This window comes from Pseudomonas sp. BSw22131 (assembly GCF_026810445.1).
Lineage (GTDB): Bacteria > Pseudomonadota > Gammaproteobacteria > Pseudomonadales > Pseudomonadaceae > Aquipseudomonas > Aquipseudomonas huanghezhanensis.
The window spans coordinates 3653910-3676527 of sequence record NZ_CP113949.1; the positions used below are offsets into that span (position 1 = coordinate 3653910).

The window sequence follows — 22618 nt, forward strand, 5'->3', positions numbered from 1 at the left end:
CCCAAGGGGCGCTTGTAGGGTTAACGGCGAGCACGCGCAAAAGTTGAGGTCGACACTGACGATGGCGGGTTACGGCAGGCGGGAGTAATCAGGCGTCGGGAATATTACGGTCTGGCAGCTCGATACGAATTTGCAAACCACCCGATGGGCTGTCGGCCAATTGCAGATCTCCGCCCCAGGACGCGACGATGTCTTTAACGATGCCAAGGCCAAGGCCATGTCCGTCGACCTGCTCGTCAAGCCGATTCCCACGACCCAGCACCTCATTGCGGCGCACTTCAGGGATGCCAGGGCCATCGTCGTTGATCAACAGCAGGTAACGTTGATCTTGATGCCTGATGTCCAGGCTGACGGTGCTGTCAGCCCATTTACAGGCGTTGTCGAGCAAATTGCCGAGCAACTCCAGGACGTCCTCCCGATCCCAAGGCAGCGTCAGCCCTGGGGCTACCTCGTTGTGCAATTCAAGGTGTTCACCGTGAATCATCTGCAGCGTCGAAAACAGGCCAGGCAGCTCGCTATCGCAATCAAAATGGCTGCCCGGCAAAGCGTCGCCCGACAGCCGTGCGCGATTGAGCTCACGCTCCAGACGGTGCTGGATTTGCTGTAATTGCTCACGCAGCGTTTGTCGCACGGGCTCAGGTACGTCATGACGTCTGCCTTCAGCCACACTGATCAATACCGCCAAAGGCGTTTTCAAGGCGTGTCCGAGGTTGCCCAATGCGTTGCGCGAGCGCTTGAGGCTGTCTTCGGTGTGGGCCAACAGGTGGTTGATCTGCGCCACCAACGGCTCAAGTTCAAGCGGCACCTGAGTATCGAGCTGGGAACGCTGGCCCTGTTGCAGTTGCAGCAATTGCTCTCGGGCTTTGTCCAGCGGGCGAAGCGCCCTTCTGACCGTCACGCGCTGCAGGATCAGGATCAGCACCAGTGCAGCGAGCCCTAGCCCGAGGCCGATTTGCTGAACGCGCTGAAAGCTGGCTTTCACCGGGCTGTAATCCTGAGCAACGGTGATGGATATCTGCTGGCCGAACTTGCGGTAGTCCTTGTGCAGCAACAGCAAGGATTGGGCACTTTTTTCGAGTTTCAGGTTGGCATAAAGTCCGTCCTCGTCTGGCTGCGGCAACTCAAGGTCCCACAACGAACGAGAGCGCCAGTGGCCGTCCTCAAAATCGATACGAAAATAATGCCCTGAGTACGGGCGCTGATAACCAGGTGACAGGCGATGCTCATCTAACTGCAAGCCATTCGGTCCTTTCACCAGCGCCACAAGAAGCAATTCGCTGTCGTTTCGCAAACCGGATTCGAGATAGCGCTGCAGACCCAGCTCAAACAACCACAGGCTGGTCTGTGCAAGCACAAGACCGACAATCAGCAAGACACTGATCAAGCCGAGACTGAGTCGCGCCTGGATTGATCTCAAGCCACTTGCCCGCCAAACAGATAGCCTTGGCCACGCCGGGTTTCGATGACCGTCTTGCCAAGCTTGCGGCGCAAATGATTGACGTGCACTTCGATCACATTTGAATCGCGCTCGCTTTCACCGTCATAGAGATGCTCGGAGAGGTGGCTTTTCGAGAGGATCTGCTCTGGGTGCAGCATGAAGTAACGAAGCAGCCGAAACTCGGCCGACGTCAATTGGATCGCCAGACCATCGCGGCTAACCGTTTGGCGACCTTCGTCCAAATGCAAGCCTGCTGCCTGGAGCGTGGGGTGGTTGGCGAGACCGCGAGCGCGGCGCAGCAACGCCTGAATGCGCAACTGGAGCTCTTCGGGATGAAAAGGTTTGGTGAGGTAATCGTCGGCGCCAACTTTAAGACCTTCGATTCTTTCAGCCCAGGACCCGCGCGCGGTCAGCACCAGCACGGGCGTCGACAGCCCTCCGGCGCGCCATTGCTTCAACACCTCAAGCCCTGGCAGGCCTGGCAAGCCCAAGTCGAGTACGATCAGATCGTAGGGTTCGCTTGCGCCTTGGTAAACCGCATCCCGCCCATCGGCTAACCAGTCCACCGCATAACCCTGGCGTCCGAGTGCGCTGATCAACTCGTCGGCAAGCGGGACATGATCTTCCACCAGTAACAAGCGCATCAGTCATCTTCCTTGTCATTGAGCAAACGTGTGTCACGCGCATCGAACTTCAGTTCGCGGACCACGCCTTCGGCCGTTAGCAGTTCGATCTCATAGATCAGCACGTCATGCTTTTCCTCAAGCTCGGCCTCTAGCAATTTGGATCCGGGATAGCGTCCCAATGCCTGCCCGATAAATTGCTCAAGGGGCAGAATAATGCCCCGTTGACGCAGGGCAAGCGCCTCATCCTGATTAAGATCCCGGGCGTTACTCAGCGCTGAAATTGATAGCGCGATCAGCCCGAGATACTGGTAGGGACGCTTATTTGCCCTCATTACGTGTCCTGATGATCCTTGAGTACCTGGCCAGATACGGCGTCCACTTCGATATCCCACTCAACGCCTTTGGCATCACGCAGTTCGACCTGATAAACGTATTTGCCGTATTGCTCTTCCAGCTCGGTGTCGGTGATTGTCGCATTGGCATGCTTGGCGAGCGCAGCGGCGTTGAGTTTTTCGAAGGATTGAATAGTACCCGCATCACGCAGTCTCAGAGCTTCATCCGGTCCTAGATCCTTGGCCTGAACACCACCAGCCGAGAGGGCAATAGCGGATGCAGTGAAAAAAGCGGTCAGGGTTTTCATGGTGTATCTCCGTTGGTTTTCAGTGTTTACGGGACCCACCTTAACCATCCCAACTTAATTCAAACTGAATTTTCTGGCTACATGCCATCACCAGATTCATGTCACGCAATCGAGTTTGCGCACAGGCTGCACTCGCTATAATTCGCCACTGTTCGAAAACGGAGCGTTCATGAGCGCCATTCACATCAAATCATCAGCACTGACGATCAGGGCCGGCAAGCGTGCCATGGTTCGAGTGCGCGAGCGTGGTTTATCACCCGCCGACGTGGGTATCGTTCCGGGTGCTGCAGGCGGCCCCAAGGCATTGGGCATTCAGGGGCTTGATCTGGCATTGTTTGGCGATTGGCTGCTAAGGGCGCCTCGCGAACGATCGCTGATTGGCGCATCAATTGGATCTTGGCGTTTGGCGAGCGCGTGCCTGCCCGATCCAGTGCAGGGGATCATACGACTGGGTGAGCTCTACAATGCGCAAAGCTTCGCCAAGGGCGTGACTATGGCGCAGGTGACCGCCAGTTGCGTGAGGATGCTTGATAATCTGATGCAAGGGCACGATGCAAGCGTGCTGGAGGCCCCGTATTACCGCTTGAACATCCTGATCGTGAAAAGCTACGGGCTGTTGGCACGCGACCATAGGGGCAGCCTTAGCGTGGGGTTGTCGTCAGTCATCGCGGATAACCTGGTGGGACGTCAGCGCTTGTCGCGGCACTTTGAACGCTTGATCATGCATGACGCGCGTCTATCCCCACCGCTCGACCCGCTTGAAGACTTCCCTTCTCGCTGCCTGCCTTTGGCTACATCCAACCTGCGACAGGCACTTCTCGCTTCAGGCTCTATCCCAATGGTGATGCAAGGGGTGATTGACATCCCCGGTGCAGGACCAGGCACATTTCGTGATGGTGGATTGCTTGATTACCATCTGGACCTGCCCTACCGAGGCGACGATATCGTCCTGTATCCGCATTTCACGGACAAGATCATTCCGGGATGGTTTGACAAGGCGCTGCCTTGGCGGCGCGGCAATGTTGATCGGCTTCAGGATGTGATTCTGCTTTCACCTTCCAGGGAGTATCTGGAAACGTTGCCACTGGGAAAGCTGCCTGACAGGAGCGATTTCAAGCGTTTTCTAGGCAAGGACAAAGAGCGCCAGGCCTACTGGCGCAAAGCGATGGCTGAGAGCAAACGCTTGGGAGATGAGTTTCTGGAGTTGGCTGAATCAAGCCGCCTTGGCGCCCGTTTGTTGCCGCTGATCTAACCGTTCGGTCAGGTCTGATCGCCCTACGGTCAGACCAATGCTGGTAAACTCGCCGTCTGCATTTATCGCCTCGGCGATCGCCAATTTTCAGGGCCAAAAACACTGTGGAAATATTCAAAGAGTTTACTTTCGAATCTGCTCATCGCCTCCCTCATGTACCCGAGGGGCACAAGTGCGGGCGCTTGCACGGACACTCGTTTCGCATCGCCATTTATCTTGCCGGCGAACCGGATCCTCATACTGGTTGGATCCGTGACTTTTCCGAAATCAAGACGATTTTCAAGCCGCTATATGAGCGGCTCGACCATAACTATCTGAACGATATTCCGGGGCTTGAAAACCCAACCAGCGAAGTTCTGGTGAAATGGATATGGAATGAGCTAAAGCCACTGCTGCCTGAGCTTTCGGCGATAAGGATTCACGAGACATGCACGAGTGGGTGCGTTTATCGCGGCGACTGATGTTGGCTGGCGTGGCCCTGCGTCACAGCATTAACGCCACTCGTTCGAAAGTGGATGCCTGCTTATCGTGACAATCAGGCGCTATCTTTGCCTGCTTTTGTTCCGATGAAACTTGCGTCCACAACCCGGCCGATCAGCAAGTGCCGGTCAACATCGAGGTTCCTTTCGCGCAGCAAAAACTGACTGCTAAGTGGCCATCCTCAGATCCTGACAGTGTGCTCGTTTTGTCCGTGAACTTGCCAAGTGATCCGCATCGATGCCATCTGGCTCGCCACCGAGACCATGGGTATCCACGCAGGTACCGAGACCGCGTGGGCCAGAGTGATTGCAGTATTCGGTGCGGCGAAGCCTCACTGCGGTTGTCTCTGTACCAATCGGCGGGCTAACCTAATGAAAGTCCTGGTTAATCAGGGGATTGGTGCCTCGCTGGCTGAACGGCGGTTGAACCAAGGCAACTTGCTCGACGACGTGCTTAACACGGATCTTGAGGCCATCGACGCCGAGTTGTAGGCCCTCCTAACAGCTTTCGCTCCAGAAAAGAAACGCCAGCAACCCAAGCGCGCGGCTACAACCGCAGTTGATGTCGGCGAAGTTCGCTGACCGCTTGCCGCTGTATCGGCAGGAGAAAATCTTCGGGCGCCGCGGTTTAGCGATTCCTCGCTCAACGCTGTCCCAATGGGTCGGATAGACCTGTATACAGCTTCTGCCGCTGGTCGATGCCTTTCGAAAGGCCGTACTGGCGCAGCAAGTTGTGCACGCCGATGAGACGCCGTTGTAGATCCTTGAGCCCGGAGAGAAGAAAACGCACCGCGCTTATGTCTGGGCTTACTGCACCACGCCGTTTTCGGCGCTCAAGGCCGTGGTGTATGACTTCAGTCCGAGTCGCGGCGGCAATCATGAGTTTGATCCAGTCTGCGCGGCGGAATGGTCATGATCCATACACGTATTTTAAGGATGTTCTCACGCACCTGCCGAGGCAGCGGGCGAATGAGATTACCGACCTACTGCCGCACAGGTGGATGCCAATCTAAAGGTGCAACCTCTGACGAGGCACCGTATCAAGAACTGCCTAGTCGCCCAAATTAACGGCATTGCCGTTAGCCCGGACATAATAATTATCAAATTCACCGCTTTCGACGAACACGAATCCATGGCGAGTGTAAAAACGATTTGAAGCGCTTTCCTTAAGAGCACCAACCTTAATCGGACGCCCGATCTCATCAGCCTCTCTGAAAATCTGAGTAAGAACTTGAGAGCCTATTCCAGCTCCCTGAGCACTGGGTATGACATACAAGTGATCAAGCAGAAGCTCGTTCTGATGGTCTCTGATAACGACAAATCCGACCAGATAACCTGATACCTCTATACGGCGTGTGCTGGTAGCCTCGAAAGTACCAAGAAATCGTTCGCGTGCACGATTTGGATTAAATCGTCCAAGCCGTTCAAGGCTCTCGCGCATGGCCTCAATCCTGATGGCTACCAGATCTTCCAGGTCGTTATTGGAAGCTGCGCATAAAACGACAGCGGAGTTTTGATCAGCGTAGGCTGGCATAACAAGCACCATAAACATGGCCGGTGAGTCATTACAGAGAACACCATCTGCAAAACTACTGCCTCGGTTCAATGGAGGCGATGGCTCTATCAGCTTTAGGGGATGTGTTGGTCAGAAGCTTACCTTGGATTGGGCTTTCTTGAGCGTCCGGCCAAGTGCATAGTTTTTCGCGCGCATAAAAAAAACCCCATCTGCGTAAGCAGATGGGGTTTCGGAATTTAATCTTGACGATGACCTACTCTCACATGGGGAAACCCCACACTACCATCGGCGATGCATCGTTTCACTGCTGAGTTCGGGATGGGATCAGGTGGTTCCAATGCTCTATGGTCGTCAAGAAATTCGGGTACCAAGTCGCTGCACCTATCGCCAGGGCCTCGCTTCGGCAAATCGGGTATGTGATCAGGTAGTTTGGTTCGTGTACTGCAAACTTTCAGCGTCTGTCATCTTCACAGTCACCGCAATCTGTGCCCTCTCGGGTCGCTAGATTGCTTGGGTGTTATATGGTCAAGCCTCACGGGCAATTAGTATTGGTTAGCTCAACGCCTCACAGCGCTTACACACCCAACCTATCAACGTCGTAGTCTTCGACGGCCCTTCAGGGAACTCAAGGTTCCAGTGAGATCTCATCTTGAGGCAAGTTTCCCGCTTAGATGCTTTCAGCGGTTATCTTTTCCGAACATAGCTACCCGGCAATGCCACTGGCGTGACAACCGGAACACCAGAGGTTCGTCCACTCCGGTCCTCTCGTACTAGGAGCAGCCCCTCTCAAATCTCAAACGTCCACGGCAGATAGGGACCGAACTGTCTCACGACGTTCTAAACCCAGCTCGCGTACCACTTTAAATGGCGAACAGCCATACCCTTGGGACCGGCTTCAGCCCCAGGATGTGATGAGCCGACATCGAGGTGCCAAACACCGCCGTCGATATGAACTCTTGGGCGGTATCAGCCTGTTATCCCCGGAGTACCTTTTATCCGTTGAGCGATGGCCCTTCCATACAGAACCACCGGATCACTAAGACCTACTTTCGTACCTGCTCGACGTGTCTGTCTCGCAGTCAAGCGCGCTTTTGCCTTTATACTCTACGACCGATTTCCGACCGGTCTGAGCGCACCTTCGTACTCCTCCGTTACTCTTTAGGAGGAGACCGCCCCAGTCAAACTACCCACCATACACTGTCCTCGATCCGGATAACGGACCTGAGTTAGAACCTCAAAGTTGCCAGGGTGGTATTTCAAGGTTGGCTCCACGCGAACTGGCGTCCACGCTTCAAAGCCTCCCCTACCTATCACACAAGCAAATTCAAAGTCCAGTGCAAAGCTATAGTAAAGGTTCACGGGGTCTTTCCGTCTAGCCGCGGATACACTGCATCTTCACAGCGATTTCAATTTCACTGAGTCTCGGGTGGAGACAGCGCCGCCATCGTTACGCCATTCGTGCAGGTCGGAACTTACCCGACAAGGAATTTCGCTACCTTAGGACCGTTATAGTTACGGCCGCCGTTTACCGGGGCTTCGATCAAGAGCTTCGCGTTAGCTAACCCCATCAATTAACCTTCCGGCACCGGGCAGGCGTCACACCCTATACGTCCACTTTCGTGTTTGCAGAGTGCTGTGTTTTTAATAAACAGTCGCAGCGGCCTGGTATCTTCGACCGGCATGAGCTTACGGAGCAAGTCCTTCACCCTCACCGGCGCACCTTCTCCCGAAGTTACGGTGCCATTTTGCCTAGTTCCTTCACCCGAGTTCTCTCAAGCGCCTTGGTATTCTCTACCCAACCACCTGTGTCGGTTTGGGGTACGGTTCCTGGTTACCTGAAGCTTAGAAGCTTTTCTTGGAAGCATGGCATCAACCACTTCGTGTCCTAGGGACACTCGTCATCAGCTCTCGGCCTTAGAATCCCGGATTTACCTAAGATTCCAGCCTACCACCTTAAACCTGGACAACCAACGCCAGGCTGGCCTAGCCTTCTCCGTCCCTCCATCGCAATAACCAGAAGTACAGGAATATTAACCTGTTTTCCATCGACTACGCTTTTCAGCCTCGCCTTAGGGACCGACTAACCCTGCGTCGATTAACGTTGCGCAGGAAACCTTGGTCTTTCGGCGTGGGTGTTTTCACACCCATTGTCGTTACTCATGTCAGCATTCGCACTTCTGATACCTCCAGCAAGCTTCTCAACTCACCTTCACAGGCTTACAGAACGCTCCTCTACCGCATCATCATAAGATGATACCCGTAGCTTCGGTGCATGGTTTGAGCCCCGTTACATCTTCCGCGCAGGCCGACTCGACTAGTGAGCTATTACGCTTTCTTTAAAGGGTGGCTGCTTCTAAGCCAACCTCCTAGCTGTCTAAGCCTTCCCACATCGTTTCCCACTTAACCATGACTTGGGACCTTAGCTGACGGTCTGGGTTGTTTCCCTTTTCACGACGGACGTTAGCACCCGCCGTGTGTCTCCCATGCTCGGCACTTGTAGGTATTCGGAGTTTGCATCGGTTTGGTAAGTCGGGATGACCCCCTAGCCGAAACAGTGCTCTACCCCCTACAGTGATACATGAGGCGCTACCTAAATAGCTTTCGAGGAGAACCAGCTATCTCCGAGCTTGATTAGCCTTTCACTCCGATCCACAGGTCATCCGCTAACTTTTCAACGGTAGTCGGTTCGGTCCTCCAGTTAGTGTTACCCAACCTTCAACCTGCCCATGGATAGATCGCCCGGTTTCGGGTCTATTCCCAGCGACTAGACGCCCTATTAAGACTCGCTTTCGCTACGCCTCCCCTATTCGGTTAAGCTCGCCACTGAAAATAAGTCGCTGACCCATTATACAAAAGGTACGCAGTCACCCAACAAAGTGGGCTCCCACTGCTTGTACGCATACGGTTTCAGGATCTATTTCACTCCCCTCTCCGGGTTCTTTTCGCCTTTCCCTCACGGTACTGGTTCACTATCGGTCAGTCAGTAGTATTTAGCCTTGGAGGATGGTCCCCCCATGTTCAGACAAGGTTTCTCGTGCCCCGTCCTACTCGATTTCATTGCAAAGAGATTTTCGCGTACAGGGCTATCACCCACTATGGCCGCACTTTCCAGAGCGTTCCGCTAATCTCAATACAACTTAAGGGCTGGTCCCCGTTCGCTCGCCACTACTAAGGGAATCTCGGTTGATTTCTTTTCCTCAGGGTACTTAGATGTTTCAGTTCCCCTGGTTCGCTCCATACACCTATGTATTCAGTGTAAGGTAACCATCTTATGATGGCTGGGTTCCCCCATTCAGACATCTCCGGATCACAGTCTGTTTGCCGACTCCCGAAGCTTTTCGCAGGCTACCACGTCTTTCATCGCCTCTGACTGCCAAGGCATCCACCGTATGCGCTTCTTCACTTGACCATATAACCCCAAGCAATCTGGTTATACTGTGAAGACGACATTCGCCGAAAGTTTGCATTTCACAAACTTTACCTTAGCCTGAATGAACACCAGTGAAAGTGCCATCCAGTCTATCTTTCTATCACATACCCAAATTTTTAAAGAACGATCTAATCAAAGACTAGAAATCAACATTCACCGCCTCATCAGCGGAATGCTCATTTCTAAACTCTAACAACGAAACAGCGGTAAGTGGTGGAGCCAAACGGGATCGAACCGTTGACCTCCTGCGTGCAAGGCAGGCGCTCTCCCAGCTGAGCTATGGCCCCGTATTTCTACAGGCGTTTCCCACACAAAATTGGTGGGTCTGGGCAGATTCGAACTGCCGACCTCACCCTTATCAGGGGTGCGCTCTAACCAACTGAGCTACAGACCCAATTTCGGGCTGTTTCTATCGTCTTCTTCAATGAATCAAGCAATTCGTGTGGGAACTTGTGAAGAAGCTGAGTCTTCGATTAAGGAGGTGATCCAGCCGCAGGTTCCCCTACGGCTACCTTGTTACGACTTCACCCCAGTCATGAATCACACCGTGGTAACCGTCCCCCCGAAGGTTAGACTAGCTACTTCTGGTGCAACCCACTCCCATGGTGTGACGGGCGGTGTGTACAAGGCCCGGGAACGTATTCACCGTGACATTCTGATTCACGATTACTAGCGATTCCGACTTCACGCAGTCGAGTTGCAGACTGCGATCCGGACTACGATCGGTTTTATGGGATTAGCTCCACCTCGCGGCTTGGCAACCCTTTGTACCGACCATTGTAGCACGTGTGTAGCCCAGGCCGTAAGGGCCATGATGACTTGACGTCATCCCCACCTTCCTCCGGTTTGTCACCGGCAGTCTCCTTAGAGTGCCCACCTTAACGTGCTGGTAACTAAGGACAAGGGTTGCGCTCGTTACGGGACTTAACCCAACATCTCACGACACGAGCTGACGACAGCCATGCAGCACCTGTCTCAGTGTTCCCGAAGGCACTCCGCCATCTCTGGCAGATTCACTGGATGTCAAGGCCTGGTAAGGTTCTTCGCGTTGCTTCGAATTAAACCACATGCTCCACCGCTTGTGCGGGCCCCCGTCAATTCATTTGAGTTTTAACCTTGCGGCCGTACCCCAGGCGGTCAACTTAATGCGTTAGCTGCGCCACTAAGAGCTCAAGGCTCCCAACGGCTAGTTGACATCGTTTACGGCGTGGACTACCAGGGTATCTAATCCTGTTTGCTCCCCACGCTTTCGCACCTCAGTGTCAGTATCAGTCCAGGTGGTCGCCTTCGCCACTGGTGTTCCTTCCTATATCTACGCATTTCACCGCTACACAGGAAATTCCACCACCCTCTACCATACTCTAGCTCGACAGTTTTGAATGCAGTTCCCAGGTTGAGCCCGGGGATTTCACATCCAACTTAACGAACCACCTACGCGCGCTTTACGCCCAGTAATTCCGATTAACGCTTGCACCCTCTGTATTACCGCGGCTGCTGGCACAGAGTTAGCCGGTGCTTATTCTGTCGGTAACGTCAAGACACCAACGTATTAGGTTAATGCCCTTCCTCCCAACTTAAAGTGCTTTACAATCCGAAGACCTTCTTCACACACGCGGCATGGCTGGATCAGGCTTTCGCCCATTGTCCAATATTCCCCACTGCTGCCTCCCGTAGGAGTCTGGACCGTGTCTCAGTTCCAGTGTGACTGATCATCCTCTCAGACCAGTTACGGATCGTCGCCTTGGTGAGCCATTACCTCACCAACTAGCTAATCCGACCTAGGCTCATCTGATAGCGTGAGGTCCGAAGATCCCCCACTTTCTCCCGTAGGACGTATGCGGTATTAGCGTCCGTTTCCGAACGTTATCCCCCACTACCAGGCAGATTCCTAGGCATTACTCACCCGTCCGCCGCTCGCCACCAGGTACAAGTACCCGTGCTGCCGCTCGACTTGCATGTGTTAGGCCTGCCGCCAGCGTTCAATCTGAGCCATGATCAAACTCTTCAGTTCAATTACTTCATGGGTTTTGAGAAAACCCTAAACTTGGCTCAGCAATCGTTGGTTAAACCATGATTTCTCGCGGAGTAACTTGCGATGCTGATAATCAGTTGACATCAGTCTTACAGCACAAGCACCCACACGAATTGCTTGATTCAGTTGTTAAAGAGCGGTTGGTTAAGATCTTTCGTCTCAACCGAGGCGCGCATTCTACAGCGCCCCGTGTATCTGTCAAGCGGTTATTTTCAGAAGCTTTCAAAGTTTCGCTTGGAAATCTTTAACAACTTCAACCACTTGCGCCGTGAGCGACTTAGCGTCTCTCGTCAGCGGGAGGCGAATTCTACAGCGTTACAATCTGCTGTCAACCCCCTTTCTGCACCTTCGATTCGAACCACTCAATCGAAGCACTTCCTCACCGTTTACTTCGTCCAACTCATTGATTAACAAAGAGTTTTCCGTTTCGTCCGCGCCGGAAGTGGGGCGAATTATAGACAGATCCTGAGGGCCGTCAACCCCTAATTCAAGAAGTTCACATATTTGAGTCATCAGCCTAGTAAAACGTCAACACGAGGGTTAATGCTTCCCCTGGCCAGGGCCCCGCTGCCCTTATCGACGTTGAGGTTGCAAGTGCTGTGCACCTTGGACTGGCAAGTCTCACCATGTATCTTCTATATATAGCTATCAGCAGGACCCCACTGGCGATAGATGTTGCAGTGGAGTTCATCGGCCGACTGCCGTTGCGATGCGCCTTCCACGCCTTGATCGGAATAAAAGCGAAATCGAACCCGTTACACGATGTCACTAGCATTTGTAACGCTGTTAGGCCATGTTTACGCCCACTGCGACTTCCACGCTGGCAAAATCGCGATGGGCAGCATTGTTGGCTTAGGCAAGGTAAGCGAATTCAAGCTAGATGCTGGCCCGTGCTTCGGGTCAGGTAAGGGACAGAATGAAATACATCATAATAATGCTAGCCATAGCATCCATCGCAGGATGTGCAGCGACTTCCAAACCGATAAAGCAGGGCAAGCGCGGCATCCATATCAACTGCTCCGGGCTCTCCTCCTCCTGGGATCGCTGCTACGAACTGGCAACTGACTCGTGCGAGTCGAAAAACTACAGGGTCATCGCTAAGTCTGGCGATGCATCCGAAGACCCGGGCGACTACCCTTTTGGCCTCAATCCTGCCGGTTATACCAGCCGCAGCATGATCATCATCTGCAAAAAGCCGGTCTCGCCCTGATCGAGCGCAGATGCTTAGCTTACGATCATCGGTACACCGACGATGCCAAGGGCGCGGCCATCAGACCGCGCCACATCAGTAGCTAGACCTCTTCGGTCCGCTCCTCGAGCCACGCCAGCTCAGTCCCTCCAAGCAGCGGACTCAAGCGCGTACGCACCTCATGGTGATAGCCGTTTAGCCAGATCCGCTCCTCCTGCGTGAGCAGACCGACCTCAAGGCATCGCGTGTCTATGGGGCACAGCGTCAACGTTTCAAATGACAGAAACTCGCCAAACTCGGTTTTGCCAGCTTCGCGGTTGATCACCAGATTCTCGATTCGCACGCCCCACTGCCCCGGACGGTAAGTTCCCGGCTCTATCGAGGTGATCATCCCTGGCAGCATCGCTGTTTGAGGGGTCGCCGGCGCCTGGTAGGCGATAACCTGCGGGCCTTCATGCACATTCAAAAAGTAGCCGACGCCGTGACCGGTGCCATGACCATAGTTGACGCCATCGGCCCACATCGGTGCGCGGGCGATAGCATCAAGCAATGGCGAGAGAATTCCACGCGGAAACTGGGCTTTGGACAGGGCAATCACACCTTTGAGCACGCGTGTGCAATCGCGCTTTTGCTCAGCGGTGGGCTGACCGATCGGCACCATACGCGTGATATCGGTGGTACCACCCAGGTACTGTCCGCCCGAATCGATCAGTAACAGACCGTCGCCTTCGATCTGCGCGTGCTCTGCCTCTGTAGCGCGGTAGTGCGGCATGGCGCCATTGCCGTTGAAGCCTGCAATCGTAGCAAAACTGGGGGAGATGTACCCCGGACGGCGTTGGCGAGCGGCGCTGAGTTTTTCATCAATCGTCAACTCACTCACAGGCTCATGACCCAGCGCAGTGTCGAGCCACGCGAAGAACTCGCAGAGCGCCGCACCGTCCTGCTCCATCGCCTGACGAATATGCTGGGCGTCCGCCTCGGTTTTTTGTGATTTGAAGAGCGTCGTCGGGTTCAACCCCTCAACCAGCGTCACTTCACTATCGAGGTAATCGAGAAGCCCACAGGTCACCCGAGCCGGGTCCACCAGCAAGCGTGCCTGCACCGGCACTTCACGCAATGCTGCGCCAATCTGGGTGTACTCACGCAACGTGATGCCTTCACTTGCGAGCGTCTGACGCAGCGCGGAGTCAACTTTGTCGGACGCGACGAACAGGCTGACGCTGTCAGGTCCGAGCAGCGCGAACGACAGGAACACCGGGTTGTAGGAAACGTCAGCGCCACGCACGTTAAATAGCCACGCGATATCGTCCAGGGTCGCAATGAAATGCCAGTCAGCGCCTCGTTCGCTCATCGCGCTACGCAACCGCTGAAGCTTCTCGGGGCGCAATACCGTGGCCTGAGGCGCTTTATGCTCATAAACCGCTTGCGCAGGTAATGCCGGTCGGTCGCGCCAGATTTCGATCAGGGGATCGAGGTCCGTACGCAGACGTGCGCCACGTGCATATAGATTGCTCGCCAGCGTACGAGAGGCCGCTACCGCCATCACCGCACCATCGACTGCGATGACCGAGTCCTGTTTGGCCTGCTCAGCGAGCCATTCAAGAGGGCCGGACTGCCCCGGCTGCAACTTGACCAGTTCGATGCCACTGCCCGCCAGCTCTTTGGTGGCTTGTTCCCAGTATCGGCTGTCGACCCACAAACCTGCGAAGGCCTGGGTCACGATCAGCGTGCCCACCGACCCTTGAAAACCCGACAACCATTGACGGCCCTGCCAGTAGCCCGGCAGGTACTCCGACAAATGAGGATCGGCCGATGGCACAAGCCAGGCATCAATGCCCTCGCGACTCATCAAGGCCCGCGCCCGCGTCAGGCGTTCGGCAACCGCTCCATTGGTTTTCGACTGCATATTCATTGATTCTCCCGCCCCAAATTTGCGTAGCCCGGATCGGATAATGGAGCAGCGCCGTGGGCTGAGCAACCGTGCAGCGCGCAATGAAGCACGCTTATAAAAGCCCCGCAGCCCAGAGTTTTACTTTTCGGCGGGATATTATCGAAACACATCCATTTAAGTACGCTCTATAAACAGCCGCTGCACCAACTAGCTGTTTCAACCTGGCGGGTACAATTTCGCACGCGCCCGTTATTGCTAATGCTTCGCGATAATTCATGAATCTGATTATTAAACCCTCTGCGCAAGTTCAATTAACGAGCGCCATAAAACCGCTACTGACCAGAAACGCCCATCTTCTGGCGTTAGAAAAATGTCTATCCACCGTCCTGCCGCTAGCCTCCCGACACCGCCTGAAAACGCCATAACGCCATAACGCCGAACCTGAGGCCAAGTCGTTTTTTTGACGCCCTATTAAATCAACGACTTAATCTCAATAATTCCTGCCTTATTAAAAATATTACAGAATCTTGGCGAAATAATTTGACAGGATCAGCGCCGCCGCCGATATATACACCTGTCAGATGTTTTCCAGAAAAACAGCAGTGCCTTAGAGCAGTGTGCGGACCTCATTCTGTTATTACCTTTTCGCTCTGCCCACGAAGTTAGTTACTACGGCACGCACCGATCACCGGTGGAAACGTGTTGGAAAAAGAAATTCCTATATTGACTGAGTTTGCTCGGCGTGGCGGTAGCTTTGCCTGAAGAATCGTTTCGCAGTCACTCCCCCGATGAGTCAAGCGTCTGGATGAATCAAGCGCCTGGCACAAGCTGTCTCTGCCCCCCTGGGTCTGCAGATTCGGGCGGTAGCGTGCCTTAACGCCTTTGCGAGACGCCGACGCCACTGCACGCATTGATTACCTTCCCAGCGTGTGTCCAGTTACCCCCGAGAGACCGATGCAATGCCACTACTTTTCGACATGGATGAGCAGCACGCTCAGCGCTTGGCTGACGAAATTGACGCCAACGGCTTTGCAAAGCTGACCGGCGCCGTCAGCAATGACGAGCTGGCACAATTGCGCGACTGGACCGATGCCCAGGCGCGACAACATCATGGTGAATACTTCGCGTACCACGGTGAACAAAAGCTCGCTGGCAGCGTGCTTGCCGGGTTCTGGGCCGACCCAAAACTCAAGCATTTGCTGGCGGGCCTCTATCGCCGTGCCGCCAGTCGCGAGGCTGCGAGCGAACGGATCTTCCCGGTGCTGCGCTGCGTACAAGGCGTGCACGGACGACGCGAATCCAACTGCTTCCATTACGACGCCAGCCTGGTGACCGCGCTCATCCCCGTGTTTATCCCGACTGAAGGCGCGGAGCGCGGTGACCTGATGCTGTTTCCCAACCTGCGCCGGGTGCGCGGCTGGGTGCTGTTCAATGTGCTTGAAAAGGCCCTGTTGCAAAACCGCTTCACCCGCTGGTTGATCTGCAAGGGCATGCATCAGGGCTGGCTCAAGCCTTACGTGCTGAAACTGGAGCCCGGCAACATCTACTTTTTCTGGGGTTATCGCACCCTCCATGCCAATCAGGCGTGCAGCCCTGAAGTGAAGCGCGCCACAGCGTTGTTTCATTTTGGCGATCCCCACACAGGCAGCCTGGCCACGCGCTGGATCCTCAAGTTCAACCAGGGCCGCGCTCGACGCATCAGCAACAAGACCGGCAGTCAGCCACCCGCTTCAACCCAAGGCTAGCCTGAGCAAAACTTGCCGCTCTACCTGACTTACGCACTTCGTCCGACATGGAGGCTTCGATGATTAACGTAACCAAGACCTATCTAGGCGATATCGACAAGTTCAAGGGCTATGTGGAAGGCATCTATTCACGTGGCTGGCTGACCAATCACGGTCCGCTGGTGCTCGAGCTTGAAGCGCGGCTGCGCGAATACCTGGGCGTCAAGCACGTCATTCTCACCAACAACGGAACCCTCGCCCTACAAGTTGCGTATCGCGCACTGGGGCTGAGCGGCAGCGCCGTGACCACGCCCTTCAGCTTTGTGGCCACCAGCAGCTCGTTGCAGTGGGAAGGCATCCGCCCGATCTTCGCCGACATCGACGCAGACACCTGGAACATCTCCCCCGACCATATAGAAAGCCGGATCGTCTCCGACACCACCGCCATCGTCGGCACTCACGTGTTCGGCAACCCTTGCGCGGTTGAGCGCATTGAAGCCATTGCCCACAAACACAACCTGAAAGTGGTGTACGACGGCGCCCATGCATTCGCGGTGCGCCACGCTGGCAAATCAGTGCTGAACTGGGGAGACATCAGCACCTTGAGTTTCCACGCCACCAAGCTGTTTCACACCATTGAGGGCGGTGCGATCATCACCAACGACGATGAAACAGCACGCCGTGCCCACTTGCTTTGCAACTTCGGCATCACGGGTGTGGACAAGATCGAAGGGCTTGGCATCAACGCCAAACTCAACGAGTTCTCGGCCGCGATGGGTCTGTGCATTCTGGACGACATCCAGAATATCCTCCAGGAGCGCGCTGAAATGTCCGCGTACTACGTCAGCCGGCTCAGCGACTACGTTGACCTGCAACGCGCTGAAGCCGACAGCGAACTCAATAACAGCTATTTCCCGATCGGGCTGGCTGATGAGCAGCAGTTATTGCGTGTGCGTGCGGCGCTGAACACCAACGGCATCAACCCCCGCCGCTACTTTTATCCCTCGCTCGATACCCTTGAATACCTGCAGCCACAGGCCGCACAGACCGCTTCGCGCGCACTCAGCGAACGCGTGCTGTGCCTGCCGATCTACCCAGGCCTGAAACGCGAAGATCAGGACCGCGTGATCAACACGATCATCGCCGAATGCAGCCTGGGCCAAGCGCACTACCAGGTGCCCACACTCGCTCAGGTCATCTGACTGTCATGCAGATCCGATCTACCCGGGACGCCAGACGTTCAGTCGTGCGCAACACTGCACTGAGCTATGCAGGCCAGGCGTACGCGTTACTGGTGGGTATCCTGATCATGCCGTTTTACCTCGGCCATCTGGGTGCCGAGGCCTACGGGCTGATCGGATTCTTCGCCGTGATCCAGGCTTGGCTGCAACTGCTGGATGCGGGCCTGTCCCCCAGTCTGGTGCGCGCAGTGGCGCATCAACAGGGCACGCCAGCGCAGGAGCGCAGTACGGGCCGGTTGCTGCGCTCGTTTGAAGTGATCTTTCTACCGCTGGCCTCGCTGTGCTGCATTGCGGTGTACCTGGGCAGCGACTGGATCGCCGTTCACTGGCTCAACGCCAGACAAATGAGCCCACAGACGCTGATCGACTGCATCTCCCTGATGGGCGTGATCATTGCGCTGCGCCTGTATTCGACCCTCTATAAAAGCGGCATTCAGGGTCTGGAACAACACGCGTGGCTGAATGCGGCCAACGTGATCATCGCCACCCTGCGCTACTTCGGCGGGTTACTGCTGGTGAGCACCTACTCGCAAGACCCGATCGATTTTTTTGTTTTCCAGGCGCTGGTCGGCCTGATCGAAGCCTTGATCTTCGCCGCACGTGCTTACCAGCAAATGCCGACACCTACCTGGCATACGGGCTTTGACTGGGCGCTGGTCAAACCGATTCTGCCCTTCGCCGCGAATATGTCAGGCGCCGCGATCCTGTGGATTCTGCTGACTCAGATCGACAAAGTGCTGCTGTCGGAACTGCTACCGCTGCACGAGTACGGTTATTTTTCGCTGGTGGCGCTGATCACCACCGGCATCATGATGTTGAGCAACCCGGTCGCGCAGACCCTGCTGCCACGCCTGACCGTGTTGATGGCCGAGGGCCGCCGGGACGAGATGCACGCTTTGTTTCTGGCAGCGCACCGCTTTATCTGCACGTTCCTGTTCCCGCTGGCGGCGCTGATCGCACTGCACGCCGATTCACTGGTCTACGCATGGTCAGGCGACCTGGCCGCTGCGCAGTGGTGCCGCTCGATCCTGCCGTGGTACGCACTGGGCAGCGCCATAATGGCCGCCAGCGCGTTCCAGTTTTACCTGCAATACGCTTATGGCCAGATGCGCCTGCACATGAGATACAGCGTGATTTCAGCGCTGATTACCGTACCGGTGATGTTTGTGGCGATTCATTACTACGCCGCGCTCGGGGCCGCCATCGCCTGGTTTGTCTTGCGCCTGATTTCGTTCGCTATCTGGCCTGCCTTCATTCACCAGAAGCTGGCGCCGGAGATTAATGGCCAATGGTTGCGAGACGTCATTCGCATCAGCGTGATGACCGCCGTAGGCCTTGTCATCAGCGAGCCGGTTTTTCGACTGGTCGCCGGTCAAGACCGCTTGACGACCTTCATGGGCCTTGCGATCACCGGCCTGATTACCTTGATCGTGGTAGCAGCGAGCTATAAGCCGCTGGTGACAAAAATTTCAGTCCTGTTCAGCAAATTGAGTACATGAGCCATGGATGCTACCCGTACGAACACCCAAGCCGAGCCGTCAGCCGCCCCGCTGGTGAGCATTGTCTGCCCCGCTTACAACCAGGAAGCCTATATCGCACAAACGCTGGAGGCGTTTCTGGCGCAGAAGACCACGTTCGAGATCGAAATTCTGGTCAACGATGACGCCTCCACCGATGGCACCGCGCGGGTAATCGCTGACTATGCGCAGCGCTACCCCTCACTCATCCGTCCGTTCTACAGCCAAGTGAATCAGTACTCGCAAGGCAAGCCGTCAGTACCCCGCCTGTTTGGGGTTGCCCGAGGCCGCTACATCGCTTTCTGCGAAGGCGACGATTACTGGACCGACCCGCAGAAGCTGCAAATCCAGGTGGACTTCCTGGAAAGTCACCCCGATTACGTGCTGACGTACCACGATGCCGTATCCTTCGATGCAGATGGCCAGTACGGCGTTCAACTGCAGGGCAAACTGCGCAGGGATGCCACTGCGCTCGAACTGCAGCAGGCCCGGCCGATTTCGACCCTGACCACCTGCTTTCGCAACGTCTTCGATACGCTGCCCCCGGAATTGCTGGCTGCACCGCTCAATGATCTGGTGTGGTGGTCGTTACTGGGCGCGTTTGGCAAGGGCAAGTTTCTCGGTGAAATCAAACCGGCTGCCTACCGGCTGCACCCTGGTGGCGTATTCTCGATGCGTTCCAACAAACGCAAACTGCACATGAGCCTGCAAACCGCAGGCGCACTGGCCAACTATTACAACCGCTTGGGCAATCAGGAACTCTATGAGTACTTTCTGATGCAACTGGTGGGCTACTCACTGTCAGCCATGACGCCACAAAACAAAGTGATTGCGCTGTCGCAAGTCGCCCTTAATTTCAGCACAAACATCAGCAAACGGCTGGTGCCCACATTAAGCAAAGGTCATGTTCAATAACGTATTAGTGGTCTGCGTCGGCAATATCTGCCGTAGCCCAATGGCTGAAGCCATGCTCCTGCAACGCGTCGGCACAAAGGGCGTGTCGATTTCATCAGCGGGCACCCACGCCATGCTCAGCTCAAGCATGGACCCGCTTGCCCAGGACGTCTTGAAGGTCAACGGCGTGCCTGTTTACAAACACCGCAGCCGTCAGATGGACGTCGAGATGCTGCACCAGGCCGACCTGGTCCTGGTGATGGAACCGCAACAGCTGCAAAGCGTGCTCAGCCTCGCTCCAGAGGTGCGCGGCAAAACGTTTTTGATTGGCAAATGGCAAGAACTGGAAATAGCCGACCCCTACCGGCGCCCCAAATTGGCCTTTGAACAGACCTACGAGCAGCTCTCGCGTTGCGTCGACGACTGGCTTCCTTATCTTCAGTCAGGAGAATCAAGATAAATGACCGTCATGAACCGTAGTTCGTTGGAGGACTTTCAAGACTCCCGAATCGATTTGGCGACTATCTTGCGCACACTATTCGATCACAAGGGAATGATTGCATCGATCGTCGGCCTGTGCGCCCTGCTGGGGCTGACTTACGCCATCCTCGCAATACCTATTTACCAGGCCAACGCGATGATCCAGATCGAGCCGAAAAAAATCGGCATCGAGGGCCGCACCGAGGTCAACAGCAAGCCGCTGTCGGTGTCGCAGGCGACCACTGAAATCGAGCTGATCAAGTCCCGCGCCGTTCTGGGCAAGGTGGTCGACGACCTCAAGCTCAACATCGTGCAAAAGCCCAACTACGCGCCGGTCATCGGCGGTTACCTGGCCCGCAATTTCAAACCCGATCATGAGGGCGCGCTGGCCAGCCCGATGTTCGGACTGAACAGCTACGCGTGGGGCGGCGAGAAGCTGGACATCTTCCAGCTGGACGTGCCCGAAGCCCTGCTTGGCGCCAGAATGACCCTGATTGCGAACGAGCCAGGTACGTTTTCGCTGTACGACAACGACAAAAACCTGCTGCTAAAAGGCGCCACCAACCAAAGCGTCGAAGGCAGTGGCATCAAGATTCAGGTCGCGAACCTCAATGCGCGTCCCGGCACTGAATTCAGCGTAGTCCGCCAGCGCACGCTGACCGCCGCACTGAATTATCAGGACCGCCTGAAAATCGCCGAAGCCGGCAAGGACTCCGGGATCGTTTATCTGACTATCCAAGACCCCGACCCGGCACTGGCCAAACGTATTCTCAACGAAGTCAGCCGCCTTTACGTCCGTCAGAACGTTGAGCGCAGTTCGGCCGAAGCGGCCCAGCGGCTTGAATTCCTGCGCTCGCAATTGCCCGCTGTGCGCAAACAGCTGGAGCAGTCGGAAACCGCGCTCAACAACTTTCAGACCGGCGCCAAATCGGTGGATTTGAGCATCGAGACCAAGGCAGTGCTCGATCAGGTGGTGAAACTCGACGGCACCTTGTCCGAACTGAAAATGAAGCGCGTTGAAGTCGAACGCCTGTACACCCCGGAACACCCGACATATCGGGCACTGGTCACCCAGATCGGCCAGATCGAGTCGCAAAAACAAGGGCTGCTGAAGAAGATCCAGGCGCTGCCTGCCACTCAGCAAGAACTGCTGCGCCTGACACGTGACATGCAAGTGACAACGCAAACCTACACCTTGCTGCTCGACAAGAGCCAGGAGCAGGACATTCTGCGGGCCGGCAGCATCGGTAACGTCAGGATCATCGACAACGCCGACGTCAACGTCGAAGAGCCGGCAAAACCGATGAGGAAAGTCATCGTTATTATCGCGACCCTTGTGGGCCTGCTGATTGCCGTCGCGACGGTGTTTGTGCGCCAGGCTTTCTACCGTGGCGTCGACAACCCGGAGGTCATCGAAAACCTGGGTATGCCGGTGTACGCATCGCTGCCGTTCTCGCGTCAGCAAGAGCGCATGGACAAGACCACCCAGAGCGGCCGCTCCAACCCTGAACGCGCACTGTTGAGTGTCAGCGCGCCGACGGAGCTGGCCATCGAGTCGCTGCGCAGCCTGCGCACCAGCCTGCATTTCGCGATGCTCGAAGCACGCAACAACGTGCTGATGATTACCAGCCCTACGCCGGGCGTGGGCAAGTCGTTCGTGTCCAGCAACCTGGCGGTCATCATCGCCCAGACCGGCAAGCGCGTATTGCTGATCGATGCCGACATGCGCAAAGGCTACCTGCATAAAGTGTTCAATCTGACGCCCAAACACGGCCTGTCGGATGCGCTGGCCGCTCGCCTGAAAAGCAAAGAGGTGATCAACCACACCGAAGTGCGCAACCTGGACTTCATCTCCTGTGGTTTTGCCGCGCCCAACCCGTCGGAGCTGTTGATGCACGACAACTTCAACAAGCTGATCAGCGACCTCGCGCCGCTCTACGACCTGGTGCTGGTCGATACGCCGCCGGTTCTGGCGGTCACCGACGCGGCACTGGTCGGTCGCCAGTCAGGCACCTGCTTGCTGGTGACACGCTTCGGCCTGACCACCGCCAAAGAAATCGAAGCATGCAAGCGTCGCCTGGGCCAGAACGGCATCGTCATCAAGGGTGCTATTTTCAACGGCGTGCTGCGCAAGGCATCGACGGCGGACTACGACTGCGCTACCTACGGTTACGACTACACAACGGCTCGCAAGTAATCCGGCCGCACGTTAACCTCCGCGCCCTCACAAAAAAGTTCCCGCCACAGCTCAACAACAGTATTTGAAGAA

At 55.6% G+C, this 22618-nt stretch carries 17 protein-coding genes, 2 tRNA genes, 3 rRNA genes and 1 pseudogene; 12 read left to right on the top strand and 11 right to left on the bottom strand.

Translation table 11 applies throughout. The annotated features are described in order from the left end of the window. Positions 1–88: 88 nt before the first annotated feature. From OYW20_RS16395 to OYW20_RS16410, 4 genes are read right to left on the bottom strand one after another with little or no spacing between them, the layout of a single operon-like run. Positions 89–1417, bottom strand: coding sequence for a sensor histidine kinase (locus tag OYW20_RS16395; protein ID WP_268797000.1), 1329 nt, complete (start codon positions 1415–1417; stop codon positions 89–91). Continuing rightward, a complete protein-coding gene (locus OYW20_RS16400; protein WP_268797001.1) occupies positions 1414–2082 on the bottom strand; it encodes a response regulator transcription factor in 669 nt (222 codons plus the stop codon). Before OYW20_RS16400 ends, OYW20_RS16395 begins: the two co-directional genes overlap by 4 nt. Then, positions 2082–2396, bottom strand: coding sequence for a PepSY domain-containing protein (locus tag OYW20_RS16405; RefSeq protein ID WP_268797002.1), 315 nt, complete (start codon positions 2394–2396; stop codon positions 2082–2084). Before OYW20_RS16405 ends, OYW20_RS16400 begins: the two co-directional genes overlap by 1 nt. Next, positions 2396–2704, bottom strand: a complete 309-nt coding sequence (locus OYW20_RS16410; RefSeq protein ID WP_268797003.1) for a PepSY domain-containing protein — start codon at positions 2702–2704, stop codon at positions 2396–2398. The genes OYW20_RS16405 and OYW20_RS16410 overlap by 1 nt, the downstream gene beginning before the upstream one ends. Positions 2705–2873: 169 nt before the next feature. Between OYW20_RS16410 and OYW20_RS16415 the strand changes: the two genes are divergently transcribed. The 5 genes and pseudogenes from OYW20_RS16415 (at position 2874) to OYW20_RS16435 (ending at position 5448) form a co-directional block, all read left to right on the top strand. Next, positions 2874–3956 (top strand): patatin-like phospholipase family protein, encoded by a 1083-nt coding sequence (locus OYW20_RS16415; protein ID WP_268797004.1) that lies wholly within the window; start codon positions 2874–2876, stop codon positions 3954–3956. Positions 3957–4060: 104 nt separating this feature from the next. After that, positions 4061–4417, top strand: coding sequence for a 6-carboxytetrahydropterin synthase QueD (queD, locus tag OYW20_RS16420; protein ID WP_268797005.1), 357 nt, complete (start codon positions 4061–4063; stop codon positions 4415–4417). Positions 4418–4699: 282 nt separating this feature from the next. Then, on the top strand, positions 4700–4927 hold the full coding sequence (locus tag OYW20_RS26355) for a hypothetical protein (RefSeq protein ID WP_408005523.1): 228 nt from the start codon (positions 4700–4702) through the stop codon (positions 4925–4927). Between the two features lie 70 nt (positions 4928–4997). Then, positions 4998–5315 (top strand): annotated as a pseudogene (locus OYW20_RS16430) (IS66 family transposase); the annotation flags it as partial. Then, positions 5314–5448, top strand: coding sequence for a transposase domain-containing protein (locus tag OYW20_RS16435; protein ID WP_268797006.1), 135 nt, complete (start codon positions 5314–5316; stop codon positions 5446–5448). The pseudogene OYW20_RS16430 and the gene OYW20_RS16435, both read left to right, overlap by 2 nt. A gap of 38 nt (positions 5449–5486) precedes the next feature. On the opposite strand, the gene OYW20_RS16440 is transcribed toward OYW20_RS16435, so the two are convergent. The 6 genes from OYW20_RS16440 to OYW20_RS16465 all read right to left on the bottom strand — a co-directional run bounded on the left by OYW20_RS16440 (position 5487) and on the right by OYW20_RS16465 (position 11392). After that, the gene (locus tag OYW20_RS16440) at positions 5487–5969 is read right to left on the bottom strand and encodes a GNAT family N-acetyltransferase (RefSeq protein ID WP_268797007.1); all 483 of its coding nucleotides are present in this window, start codon (positions 5967–5969) and stop codon (positions 5487–5489) included. A 222-nt stretch (positions 5970–6191) separates the two neighbouring features. Beyond that, positions 6192–6307 (bottom strand): 5S ribosomal RNA (gene rrf, locus OYW20_RS16445). Positions 6308–6472: 165 nt separating this feature from the next. After that, positions 6473–9360: ribosomal RNA gene (locus tag OYW20_RS16450) — 23S ribosomal RNA — on the bottom strand. A 232-nt stretch (positions 9361–9592) separates the two neighbouring features. Then, positions 9593–9668 (bottom strand) — tRNA-Ala (locus OYW20_RS16455). A 30-nt stretch (positions 9669–9698) separates the two neighbouring features. Further along, positions 9699–9775: transfer RNA gene (locus tag OYW20_RS16460), tRNA-Ile, on the bottom strand. A gap of 80 nt (positions 9776–9855) precedes the next feature. Continuing rightward, positions 9856–11392, bottom strand: a 16S ribosomal RNA gene (locus tag OYW20_RS16465). Together the 16S, 23S and 5S rRNA genes with 2 tRNA genes alongside form the textbook arrangement of a ribosomal RNA operon. A 937-nt stretch (positions 11393–12329) precedes the next feature. Between OYW20_RS16465 and OYW20_RS16470 the strand changes: the two genes are divergently transcribed. Then, complete coding sequence (locus OYW20_RS16470) at positions 12330–12623, top strand: hypothetical protein (protein WP_268797008.1); 294 nt, start codon at positions 12330–12332, stop codon at positions 12621–12623. An 82-nt stretch (positions 12624–12705) separates the two neighbouring features. On the opposite strand, the gene OYW20_RS16475 is transcribed toward OYW20_RS16470, so the two are convergent. After that, the gene (locus tag OYW20_RS16475) at positions 12706–14514 is read right to left on the bottom strand and encodes an aminopeptidase P family protein (protein WP_268797009.1); all 1809 of its coding nucleotides are present in this window, start codon (positions 14512–14514) and stop codon (positions 12706–12708) included. 938 nt (positions 14515–15452) lie between these two features. Between OYW20_RS16475 and OYW20_RS16480 the strand changes: the two genes are divergently transcribed. Genes OYW20_RS16480 through OYW20_RS16505 form a run of 6 tightly spaced genes read left to right on the top strand, consistent with a single transcriptional unit; the run spans position 15453 to position 22546 of the window. Then, positions 15453–16238 carry a hypothetical protein gene (locus OYW20_RS16480; RefSeq protein WP_268797010.1) on the top strand — a complete coding sequence of 262 codons (786 nt, stop codon included), beginning with the start codon at positions 15453–15455 and terminating at the stop codon, positions 16236–16238. 59 nt (positions 16239–16297) lie between these two features. Beyond that, positions 16298–17419 carry a DegT/DnrJ/EryC1/StrS family aminotransferase gene (locus tag OYW20_RS16485; protein WP_268797011.1) on the top strand — a complete coding sequence of 374 codons (1122 nt, stop codon included), beginning with the start codon at positions 16298–16300 and terminating at the stop codon, positions 17417–17419. Between the two features lie 5 nt (positions 17420–17424). Then, on the top strand, positions 17425–18957 hold the full coding sequence (locus OYW20_RS16490) for a lipopolysaccharide biosynthesis protein (protein WP_268797012.1): 1533 nt from the start codon (positions 17425–17427) through the stop codon (positions 18955–18957). Between the two features lie 3 nt (positions 18958–18960). Continuing rightward, complete coding sequence (locus OYW20_RS16495) at positions 18961–19890, top strand: glycosyltransferase family 2 protein (RefSeq protein ID WP_268797013.1); 930 nt, start codon at positions 18961–18963, stop codon at positions 19888–19890. After that, positions 19880–20329 (top strand): low molecular weight protein-tyrosine-phosphatase, encoded by a 450-nt coding sequence (locus OYW20_RS16500; protein WP_268797014.1) that lies wholly within the window; start codon positions 19880–19882, stop codon positions 20327–20329. The genes OYW20_RS16495 and OYW20_RS16500 overlap by 11 nt, the downstream gene beginning before the upstream one ends. Further along, on the top strand, positions 20330–22546 hold the full coding sequence (locus OYW20_RS16505) for a polysaccharide biosynthesis tyrosine autokinase (protein WP_268797015.1): 2217 nt from the start codon (positions 20330–20332) through the stop codon (positions 22544–22546). Positions 22547–22618: the final 72 nt, after the last annotated feature.

What these genes read in the sequence shown, in the direction of transcription:
- OYW20_RS16400 (WP_268797001.1), bottom strand. Translation starts at nt 2,082, where the DNA reads ATGCGCTTGTTACTGGTGGAAGATCATGTCCCGCTTGCCGACGAGTTG.
- OYW20_RS16405 (WP_268797002.1), bottom strand. Translation starts at nt 2,396, where the DNA reads ATGAGGGCAAATAAGCGTCCCTACCAGTATCTCGGGCTGATCGCGCTA.
- OYW20_RS16410 (WP_268797003.1), bottom strand. Translation starts at nt 2,704, where the DNA reads ATGAAAACCCTGACCGCTTTTTTCACTGCATCCGCTATTGCCCTCTCG.
- OYW20_RS16415 (WP_268797004.1), top strand. Translation starts at nt 2,874, where the DNA reads ATGAGCGCCATTCACATCAAATCATCAGCACTGACGATCAGGGCCGGC.
- OYW20_RS26355 (WP_408005523.1), top strand. Translation starts at nt 4,700, where the DNA reads ATGGGTATCCACGCAGGTACCGAGACCGCGTGGGCCAGAGTGATTGCA.
- OYW20_RS16435 (WP_268797006.1), top strand. Translation starts at nt 5,314, where the DNA reads ATGAGTTTGATCCAGTCTGCGCGGCGGAATGGTCATGATCCATACACG.
- OYW20_RS16440 (WP_268797007.1), bottom strand. Translation starts at nt 5,969, where the DNA reads ATGCCAGCCTACGCTGATCAAAACTCCGCTGTCGTTTTATGCGCAGCT.
- OYW20_RS16470 (WP_268797008.1), top strand. Translation starts at nt 12,330, where the DNA reads ATGAAATACATCATAATAATGCTAGCCATAGCATCCATCGCAGGATGT.
- OYW20_RS16475 (WP_268797009.1), bottom strand. Translation starts at nt 14,514, where the DNA reads ATGAATATGCAGTCGAAAACCAATGGAGCGGTTGCCGAACGCCTGACG.
- OYW20_RS16480 (WP_268797010.1), top strand. Translation starts at nt 15,453, where the DNA reads ATGCCACTACTTTTCGACATGGATGAGCAGCACGCTCAGCGCTTGGCT.
- OYW20_RS16485 (WP_268797011.1), top strand. Translation starts at nt 16,298, where the DNA reads ATGATTAACGTAACCAAGACCTATCTAGGCGATATCGACAAGTTCAAG.
- OYW20_RS16490 (WP_268797012.1), top strand. Translation starts at nt 17,425, where the DNA reads ATGCAGATCCGATCTACCCGGGACGCCAGACGTTCAGTCGTGCGCAAC.
- OYW20_RS16495 (WP_268797013.1), top strand. Translation starts at nt 18,961, where the DNA reads ATGGATGCTACCCGTACGAACACCCAAGCCGAGCCGTCAGCCGCCCCG.
- OYW20_RS16500 (WP_268797014.1), top strand. Translation starts at nt 19,880, where the DNA reads ATGTTCAATAACGTATTAGTGGTCTGCGTCGGCAATATCTGCCGTAGC.
- OYW20_RS16505 (WP_268797015.1), top strand. Translation starts at nt 20,330, where the DNA reads ATGACCGTCATGAACCGTAGTTCGTTGGAGGACTTTCAAGACTCCCGA.